General features: G+C 70.3%; 7 protein-coding genes and 1 pseudogene. 3 read left to right on the top strand and 5 right to left on the bottom strand.

The window, feature by feature from the left end; genetic code table 11:
- Positions 1 to 240 (top strand): annotated as a pseudogene (locus ON23_RS29135) (hypothetical protein); the annotation flags it as partial.
- 7 nt (positions 241 to 247) lie between these two features.
- Here ON23_RS29135 and ON23_RS29130 read toward each other — a convergent pair.
- Entirely contained in the window at positions 248 to 1,096 is an 849-nt protein-coding gene (locus tag ON23_RS29130; protein WP_039782237.1) for an alpha/beta fold hydrolase, read from the bottom strand.
- A 119-nt stretch (positions 1,097 to 1,215) separates the two neighbouring features.
- Positions 1,216 to 2,142, bottom strand: a complete 927-nt coding sequence (locus ON23_RS29125) for a GyrI-like domain-containing protein (protein WP_157170317.1) — start codon at positions 2,140 to 2,142, stop codon at positions 1,216 to 1,218.
- 165 nt (positions 2,143 to 2,307) lie between these two features.
- Between ON23_RS29125 and ON23_RS29120 the strand changes: the two genes are divergently transcribed.
- Complete coding sequence (locus ON23_RS29120) at positions 2,308 to 3,192, top strand: universal stress protein (protein WP_039782234.1); 885 nt, start codon at positions 2,308 to 2,310, stop codon at positions 3,190 to 3,192.
- 214 nt (positions 3,193 to 3,406) lie between these two features.
- On the top strand, positions 3,407 to 7,378 hold the full coding sequence (otsB, locus tag ON23_RS29115) for a trehalose-phosphatase (RefSeq protein WP_276326924.1): 3,972 nt from the start codon (positions 3,407 to 3,409) through the stop codon (positions 7,376 to 7,378).
- A 69-nt stretch (positions 7,379 to 7,447) separates the two neighbouring features.
- Here otsB and ON23_RS29110 read toward each other — a convergent pair whose 3' ends face one another.
- The 3 genes from ON23_RS29110 to ON23_RS29100 all read right to left on the bottom strand — a co-directional run.
- Positions 7,448 to 8,026 carry a hypothetical protein gene (locus ON23_RS29110; protein WP_051043525.1) on the bottom strand — a complete coding sequence of 193 codons (579 nt, stop codon included), beginning with the start codon at positions 8,024 to 8,026 and terminating at the stop codon, positions 7,448 to 7,450.
- Positions 8,023 to 8,241 carry a hypothetical protein gene (locus ON23_RS29105; protein WP_174376533.1) on the bottom strand — a complete coding sequence of 73 codons (219 nt, stop codon included), beginning with the start codon at positions 8,239 to 8,241 and terminating at the stop codon, positions 8,023 to 8,025. Before ON23_RS29105 ends, ON23_RS29110 begins: the two co-directional genes overlap by 4 nt.
- Positions 8,231 to 8,963: universal stress protein (locus ON23_RS29100; protein ID WP_039782230.1), on the bottom strand; the 733-nt coding region annotated here is incomplete at its 5' end. The genes ON23_RS29105 and ON23_RS29100, both read right to left, overlap by 11 nt.

The raw sequence follows: 8,963 nt of genomic DNA, 5'->3' as shown, positions 1-8,963 counted from the left end.
GCGGCCACCTTCGGCATCGTGCAGACGTTGCTGGTCGACATCGACACCGCCGTGCCCGGCACGGTCGCCGAGGACACCGGTGCGATCGATTTCGGTCCCGAATCCGAGACCGAGACGCCGGGCATTCTCGACGAGATCGCCCGCCGCGCACTGCTTTCGGGCGCGCGGGTGCTCGCGGTGCGCAAGGCCGATATTCCGGACGAGGCGTCGGCCGCCGCCATCCTGCGCTATTCGATGTGAGCGGGCGTCATGCCACGAACGGTGTGACCAGCTCCAGTAGTGCTTCGGGGGCGTCCAGTGGGACGATATGACCGCAATCCGGAATCACGTGCCCGACAACATCTTTCGCGATCGGCCGTAGCTGGCGATGCAGTGCGTCGCCGACCGAGCCCGCGCCCAGCGCGAGTGTCGGCACCGTCAGCCGCGCTGCCGCGGTCGCCTCGGCCAGCAGTCCGGCCGTCCGGGGTAGGGCGCGGTAGTACTCGAAGCCGGCCCGCAACGCGTCCGCACCGGTATAGGCGTCGAGGATGTGTTCTCGCAGCACGGGATCGATCGGCTCATGCGGGACGCCGGCCCGGAGGAACCAGTCGATGTAGTCGGATTCGTGGCCGAGCAGCACGGTTTCGGCCAGGCCCGGCACCGAATGGAAACCGAACCACCACGGCGGCCCGGCGGCCAGGAAATCCTCGGCGCCGGGCAGCGTGCCGAGCAGGGACTCCATCACCACCAGGCGGTCGACCCGATCGGGCCGCTGCAGGGCGGTCAGTACCGCGGCCGGCACCGAGGCGTCCACTGCGATGATCGAGGCGCGCTCGACGCCCAGGTGGTCGAGCAGGCTCACGATATCGGCGGAGACGCTCGCGGCGTCGTACCCGTCGGCGGGGCGCTCGCTCTCACCGAGCCCGCGCAGATCAGGCGCGATGATCCGGTGGGACCGCGCCAGCGCCGGGGCGACGCGATGCCAGATGCGGCGGGTGTGCGGCCAGCCGTGCAGCAGGACCAGCGGTGGCCCGGCTCCGGCGTCGGTCACCGCGAGTTCGACGGAATCGGTGGTGACGCGGCGGGTTTCGGCGTTGAGCCACTGATCGTCGGACATGCGCGGGCTCCTTCGGTGACTGCCGGTGACAAGATCAACCGTAGGAGGTGCGGCGGCGACCCGCCACCGCACGGCTCGGACGGGCGCGCCCGCGATCGCCGAAGAGGTTGGGCGAGAAGCTAACCGTCGTGGGCTGTTGTCGTCGCGGCGAGATCGTCGATCGCCGCGATCAGGTGGCGGCGGCTGTCGGCGGCGAGGGTCAGCAGTTCCTCGTTTCCGAGTGCGCGGGCCCAGATCGCCGGATCGACGGCCTCGACGACGACGGTTTCGCAGCGCTCACGCACGACCACCGGATGCGGCACGATCATGTCGGCACCGTCGTCGTCCGCGAGTTCGGCCACGAGCAGGTTGCGGCGGCAGACCTCCAGGATGGTGTGGTGGGCCAGGCGCCGGGTGCGGCCGTCGTACCGCGCCGTGTTCAGGTCCACCTCCGCGAGGATGGTGAAGCCGTTGGACCGCAACGCGTTCCGGGCCCGATCCAGTGCCGTGCCGAAATCGGCGAGCACCCGGGTGACGATCGTCGGCGAGGGAGCCACGGGCAGCCGGACCTCGGTGACGAGTTGCCGCGGGTCGCTCACCTCGTCGGGACCGACGAGATAGACCTCGGTCGGCGGGCCGATGATCCGGTAGGCGTTGCGATCCACCCACTCGGCCAGGCTCCGGTAGGCGGCACCGAGATCGCGGTAACCGCCGTGGTGGCAGGCGCGGGCCACCGTCGTGCCGGGGGTGACGAGCACTTCGGCGCCCGAGGCCAGACTCAACTCGGCGGCGGGCTCGACCGGCACGCGGAAGTCGACGCTCGTCGCGACCGCCGATCGTTCGGTGTCGGTGTAGGTGATCGCGGTCGGGCCGCTGGCGGTGAGACCGGATCGGGCGACGGTCGCGAACAGTTCGCGCATACCCGCGGTGATGTCCGCACCGGGCCGATCCGTCCGGATCGCGCGAGGTAGTCGCAACAGGGCCTGCGGCGGCACTTCGCACACGTCCACCCGGTAGTCCATGGCGTCCTCTTTCTCGGTGTCTGCCTCGACAATGCCCGCGCTCACGCCGATGCGCGAGGGACCAAGGGCCTGTCCTGCCGGGACGAACGCGCCGACTTCGCCCCGGTGGGGGAGCGTGGACGAAGGCGGCCCGCGGTAGCGACTTTCGGCCCTAGAGCGACGGTCACCGGCGCCGGACGATCGGAGCAGGCCCGGCGGCAGGAGGCGGCGATGAGCAGTGACAACGGGACCGAGCGGACGATCGTCGCGGCCGTCGACGGATCCGGTACGGCGCTGCAGGCGGTGCGGTGGGCGGCGGCCGAAGCGGCCGTGCGCCGGTGCGGATTGCGGATCCTGCTCTCGTCGGCCTCGGCGCCGCGCACCGGGCTCAGCGCGATGGAGATCGTCGGCGGCCGGGAATGGTTGTACTGGAACGGCGAAGGCGTGTTGTCGGAGGCCGCGGCCATGGCCCGGCATGTGGCCGACGGCGTGGAGGTCACGACCGAACTGACCGCTGATCCGGTGATCGACACACTGGTGGAGCGCTCGGCGCGCACGCCGATGATCGTGGTCGGCAGCCACGGTCGTGGTGCGGTCCGCCGGGCGCTGCTGGGCTCGGTCAGCTCGGCGGTCACCCGGCAGGCCCGGTGCCCGGTCGCGGTCGTCCACCGCGAAAGCCTGTTCACCGTCGGCGAGGATGGGCGGCCGGTGGTGGTCGGCGTCGACGAGGAGGGCACCGCGATCGGCTGTGCGTTCGAGGAGGCGGCGTTGCGCGGGGTCGGTCTGCAGGCCGTCCGGTGCTGCGATGACGACGTCGGCGGGTTCGTCCTCGACGGAGAACTTCAGCAGTTCCGCGCGGACGAGACGGGCGCGCTGGAGCGGCAATTGGCCCCGTGGCACCGGAAGTATCCGGACGTCGCGCTGGAATCGCAGATCATGTTCGGCGGACCCGCGCAGATCCTGCTGGAACGAGCAGGCGACGCCCAGCTGCTGGTGGTGGGCCGGCACCGGTGGACGGGCCTGGCCGGAACCACGATGCGGTCCACCCGCGCCACGGTCCTGCATCGCGCCCACTGCCCGACGCTCGTGGTGCCGGAGCATGTGGACCCGGAGTAGGTCCGGCCGGGATGTGTGCCCGGCCCGAATCAGCTGTGCGACAGCAACACTCGGAGCCGGCGACGCCGGTTCGGGTGGTCCGTTCGAGGCGATGTCCCGGCCGACCGGCATACGCGCGTGGCCGCCGCCGCCTGAAGCGACCGGCGACCGGTGGCCGCGTGGATGAGGACTTGTGTACCTTGCCGGGGCCCGCACGCGAGCGGAGCCTGGGGGAGTGCACCCTGACAAACCGGTGACCGGGCCGGTGATCGACGCGCGTCGCTACGACGCGGTGATCTTCGATATGGACGGCGTGGTCACCGACACGGCGTCGATCCACGCCGCCGCCTGGACGCAGGTCTTCGACGGATTCCTCGCCGCCCGCACACCCGGGCCGGGCGAGAACTGCGCGCCGTTCACCGCCTCCGACTACCAGGACTACGTCGACGGCAAACCGCGCTACGACGGCGTCGCGGATTTCCTTGCCTCCCGGGCGATCTCACTGCCGCGGGGCGAACCGTCGGACACGGCGGCCGACGCCACGATCTGCGGCCTCGGCAACGGCAAGGACGAGGTGTTCCTCGCCCGGATCGCCGAGTCGGGCGTACCGGTGTTCGCCACCACGGTGGCCCTGGTGCGCCGTCTGCGCGCGGCGGGGGTGCGGGCCGCGGTGTTCTCGGCCAGCCGCAATGCGGCCCAGGTACTCGACGCCGCGGGGCTGGGGGATCTGTTCGCCGTGCGGGTGGACGGTGTCGTGGCCGAAGAACTCGGGCTGCCGGGCAAGCCCGATCCGGCCACCATGGTGCTGGCCGCGCAGCGGCTGGGCGCCGAGCCCGAGCGGACGGTCGTCGTCGAGGATGCCGAGGCCGGGGTGAGCGCCGGGCGGCGCGGCGGGTTCGGATTGGTGATCGGCATCGAGCGCGCCGGCGATCCGGACCGGCTGCTGTGCACCGGAGCCGACGTGGTGGTCGCCGACGCCGAGGAGATCCGGGTGCGCAGTGGTTTCCGGCGCCTGTCGGAGATCGCGGACGCGCTGGCGTGCTGGACGTCGATCGCCGACGCCGTCGAGGACGAGCGCATCGCGGTGCTGCTGGATTTCGACGGCACGATCTCGGAGATCGTGCCCGATCCCGATGCGGCGATCCCGATCGAGAATGTGCGCGCCACCCTGGCCACGCTGGCCTCGCGGTGTCCCGTCGCCGTGATCAGCGGTCGCGGACTCGACGATCTGCGCACGCGCGTAGGTGTCGAGGGCATCTGGTACGCCGGTAGCCACGGTTTCGAACTCATGGCGCCCGACGGCACCGAACACGTGCACGACGGCGGCCCGAAAGCCGAACGCGCGCTGGTCCGGGCGGCGGCCGAACTCGCCGATCGGTTGAGCCGGATCCCGGGGGTGCTGATCGAGCCGAAACGATTCGCGGTCGCCGTCCATCATCGTCAGGTCGCCGCCGATGCCGTCTCGACGGTCGTGGCCACCGTGCACGACATCGCCCGCGGACAGGGACTGCGCGTGACCGCCGGCCGCAAGGTCACCGAATTGCGTCCCGACGTGGACTGGGACAAGGGACGGGCGCTGCACTGGGTGCTGGATCTGGTGGACCGTCCGGTGATGCCGGTATACCTGGGCGACGATCTGACCGACGAGGACGCCTTCGACGCGATCCAGGTCACCGGAGTGCCGCTGGTGGTTCGCCACGGCGACACCGGCGACCGGCGCACCGCGGCGCGGTTCGCCCTCGACAGTCCCGCGCGCGCCGGCGAATTCCTGCAGCGGATGGCCGAATTGCTGACCGGGGAGAGCGACTGGGCGGTGGGACGCTCGTGGCTGCTCACCTACGACGGCTACGACCCCGGCGCCGAGCGGCTGCGCGAAGCGTTGTGCGCGGTGGGCAACGGCTACCTCGTCACCCGCGCGGCCGCGCCGGAGACGCGCGCGGGAACCCACCACTATCCCGGAACCTATGTCGCGGGAATCTACAACCGGCTCGGCGACGATATCGCCGGGCGGCACGTCGAGAACGAGAGCCTGGTGAATCTGCCGAACTGGCTTCCGCTGACCTGGCGCATCGCCGACGACGAATGGTTCGATCTCGACGATGCCGAATTATCGGACTACACACAGCAATTCGATCTACGCCAGGCGGTGCTCACCCGCAGGCTGCGCTGCCGCGACGCCGCCGGCCGGATCACGGCGGTGGTTCAGCAGCGTTTCGCGTCGATGGACTCACCCCACGCGTGCGCGATGCGAACCACTGTGACGCCCGAGAACTGGAGCGGACCGCTCACCATCCGGTCGGGGATCGACACATCGGTCCGCAACGCCGGAGTCGACCGGTACCGCGACCTGTCCGGAACGCACCTGAGCGAACTGCGGATCGATACCCCGGACGCGCACACCGCATCCACGCTGATGCGAACCACGCAGTCGCTGATCACCGTGGCGGTGGCCACCCGGACCACGGTGACATCGCACGGGCGGCAGACGGCCGGCTCGCCGCTCGCCGACGGTACCGCCGCCCACGATTTCGTCGTGCGTGCCGAGTCCGGCCACGACATCGTCGTCGACAAGACGGCGGCGGTGTTCACCGGCCGCGATCGCGCGATCTCCGCACCCGACGAGGCCGCCCTGCGCCTGCTCGACGAGGCGCCGGACTACGACGCGCTCTGCGCCGCGCACGCCGATGCCTGGGAGCATGTGTGGCGGAGGCTGCGCATCGATCTGGACGCCAGCGAGGAATCGGTGCGCGCGCTGCGACTGCACGTCCTGCAGGTGGCGCAGACGCTGTCGCGCCATACCGCGGACCTCGACGCCGGGGTGCCCGCGCGGGGTCTGCACGGCGAGGCCTACCGGGGGCACGTGTTCTGGGACGAGCTGTTCGTGCTGCCGGTGGTGAGCCTGCGCGATCCGGCGCTGACGCGAGAACTGTTGCGGTACCGCTACCGCCGCCTGCCGCAGGCGCGGGCCGCGGCACGGGCACAGGGCTGTCGCGGCGCCCTGTTCCCCTGGCAATCCGGCAGCGACGGGCGCGAGGAGAGTCAGCGCCTGCATCTGAATCCCCGCTCGGGACACTGGAATCCGGACGCCAGCGCTCGCGCGCAACATGCCGGGCCGGCGGTGGCCTACAACGTGTGGCACTACTACCAGGCCACCGGAGATAGGGCGTTCCTCGCCGAATTCGGCGCCGAACTCCTGGTGGAGATCGCCCGCTTCTGGTCCGATCGGGCCACCTACGATCCCGCCGACGACCGGTATCACATCCGCGGTGTCATCGGACCCGACGAATTTCATTCCGGCTATCCCGGGCAGCCCTACCAGGGCATCGACGACAACGCCTACACCAATGTCATGGCCGTGTGGGTCATCCGGCGCGCCCTGGACGCGGTCGAACTGCTGCCGCCGCGGGTGCGGTCGGAACTGCTCGACCGCCTCGCGGTGCCGGCCGCCGAATCCGAACGCTGGGCCGAGGTCGCCGATCGGATGTTCGTGCCCTTCCACGAGGGAGTGATCAGCCAGTTCGCCGGATACGACCGGCTCGCCGAACTGGACTGGGACGACTACCGGCGCCGCTACGGCGATACCAGCCGGCTCGACCGCATCCTCGAGGCCGAAGGCGACGACGTCGACCGGTATCGGGTGGCGAAACAGGCCGACGTCCTGATGCTGTTCTATCTGTTCTCGGCCGACGAGCTGGGGCGGCTGTTCGCCGGGCTCGGCTACGATTTCGGCGGCCCGGACATCCCGCGCACCGTCGACTACTACCTCGCCCGCACCTCGCACGGCTCCACCCTGAGCGCCGTCGTCCACGCCTGGGTGCTGGCCCGGGCGAACCGGGACCGCGCGATGGAATTCTTCGGCAGCGTCCTGGAATCCGATATCGCCGACATCCAGGGCGGCACCACGGCCGAGGGGATCCACCTGGGCGCGATGGCGGGCAGTATCGATCTGGTGCAGCGCTGCTTCACCGGGCTCGAAACCCGCGACGACCGCCTGATCTTCGCCCCGTGCTGGCCACCCCAGCTGGGCACGCTGACCTTCGCGATCATCTACCACGGTCATCGCCTCACCGTGCGGATCGACGCCCGCCGGATCGAGATCAGCTCCGATACGGACGGAGCGCGGTCGATCACGATCGAATGCCGCGGCCACACCGTGGTACTGGCAACCGGAGAGAGCGTCACGCTGCCGGCGACCGACGAACGCTGACAGCGCGAACACCGACACCATGGGAACGCCGAACCATCCGGGTGGAGGTTCGGCGCGTCGCGCTTCGAATCACGCTGCGCTCGAATGGAATTCGGTGACCCGCCACCATTCCGTGCCACCAGCGCCGTGACGGGCCGCCGTCACCGGTAGGTCGCGGCGGCGCAGTCCGGGCAGCACCCGATAATCGATCGACCCCGGGACACTGACGAGAGCCAGCACCCGCCACAGGGCGCGGGCGTAGGCGTCGGCGGACGCCGCCCCGTCCCATTCATAGAGCCCCCGGTACACGCCGCGTTGATCGTGCGCCAGCCATAATTTGGTGATCAGGCCAGGGAACCCGGCGAAGAGCACGGTGTTGAGAATGCTCTCGCGACGGAACCACGCATGCCCGCGCCCGCGCACGCCCCACAACTCGAAACGCACCAGCAGCACACACGGTTCGGGCGACGGGATCCGATCGATCACGGTCTCCCGGTAGACGTACGCCGAGGTTCCGTCACCGAAACTCAGCCACGTTCCCACATTCCGCGACGGGCAGCGGATGCGGTGCCGTGCCAGCAGGCCGACGGTCGTGACCACGCACCGGGCGACCGCGCGGAACGCGGTCGCGCTCGGCAGTGGTGTCGGGGTGCCGGTTGTGGTGGTCACGGTGCCCTGCTCCCGATCGGGACGCGGTCGGCGACGCGGTGCGCTTCGGCGCGTTCCTTGATGCCGCGCAACATCTTCTGCTCCATCACCAAGCTGCCCGGTTCCAGGAAGAAGGTGTCGAACAGCCGCAGCACGGGCGAGGCGCCGGGAGTCGCGATCCGGTTGCGGCTGACCAGCCGCACACCGCGACGGGCCGCCGAATGCTCAGTCCTCATGTGCCTGCACTCCCTCCGGCGAGCGCACCACCATGACGGGGCATTTCGCGTGCTGGACAAGGTAATTGGACACCGAACCGAGCAGCAGCCCGCGAAAGCTGCCGCGGCCGTGGCTGCCGACGACGATGAGCTGCGCGGATTCGCTCCACCGCTGCAGATGGGCAGCGGGCTCGGCCATACTGATGTGACGGCGCACCGGGACGTCCGGATACTTCTCCTGCCAGCCGGCCAGTCGCTCCGCGAGGATCGCTTCCTCGTTCACCTCGATATCCGACATCGGGAACCAGGTGTACGGGTCGCCGACGAACGAGCCGAAGGTCAGATCGCTCCACGCGTGGACGGCGACCAGTTGTGCGCCGCGTTCGGCGGCTTCCTCGAATGCGGCGGCCACCGCGGCCTCGCTGAGCGGGCTGCCATCGACGCCGACCACGACGGGGCCGCTCTCGCGCGGTCGTGGTTGCTCCTCGGACTCGGTGCGTACCACCACGACCGGGCCCTCGGCGTGACTGGTGACCGACAGCAGGATCGAGCCGATATGGGTGCCGAAGCCGTCGGCGCCCTGGGCGCCCAGCGCGACCAGATATCCGGTGGCGCTGTGCCGCAACAGCATTCGCGCCGGATGCTCCGAGGAGACCTCCGTGCTGACCTGGACCTCGGGCAGAGTGCCGCGCACGGCGAGAGCCTCGCGGGCAACCAGTGCGGCGCCGTGGGCGCGCAGACGT

The organism is Nocardia cerradoensis NBRC 101014 (genome assembly GCF_000308535.1).
Classification (GTDB): domain Bacteria; phylum Actinomycetota; class Actinomycetes; order Mycobacteriales; family Mycobacteriaceae; genus Nocardia; species Nocardia cerradoensis.
This window is presented reverse-complemented; position numbering and strand designations above follow the sequence as displayed.

Bases quoted from the DNA above. Each gene is read 5' to 3' on its own strand.
- ON23_RS29130 (WP_039782237.1), bottom strand. From the start codon at position 1,096: ATGTCCGACGATCAGTGGCTCAACGCCGAAACCCGCCGCGTCACCACC.
- ON23_RS29120 (WP_039782234.1), top strand. From the start codon at position 2,308: ATGAGCAGTGACAACGGGACCGAGCGGACGATCGTCGCGGCCGTCGAC.
- ON23_RS29105 (WP_174376533.1), bottom strand. From the start codon at position 8,241: ATGAGGACTGAGCATTCGGCGGCCCGTCGCGGTGTGCGGCTGGTCAGC.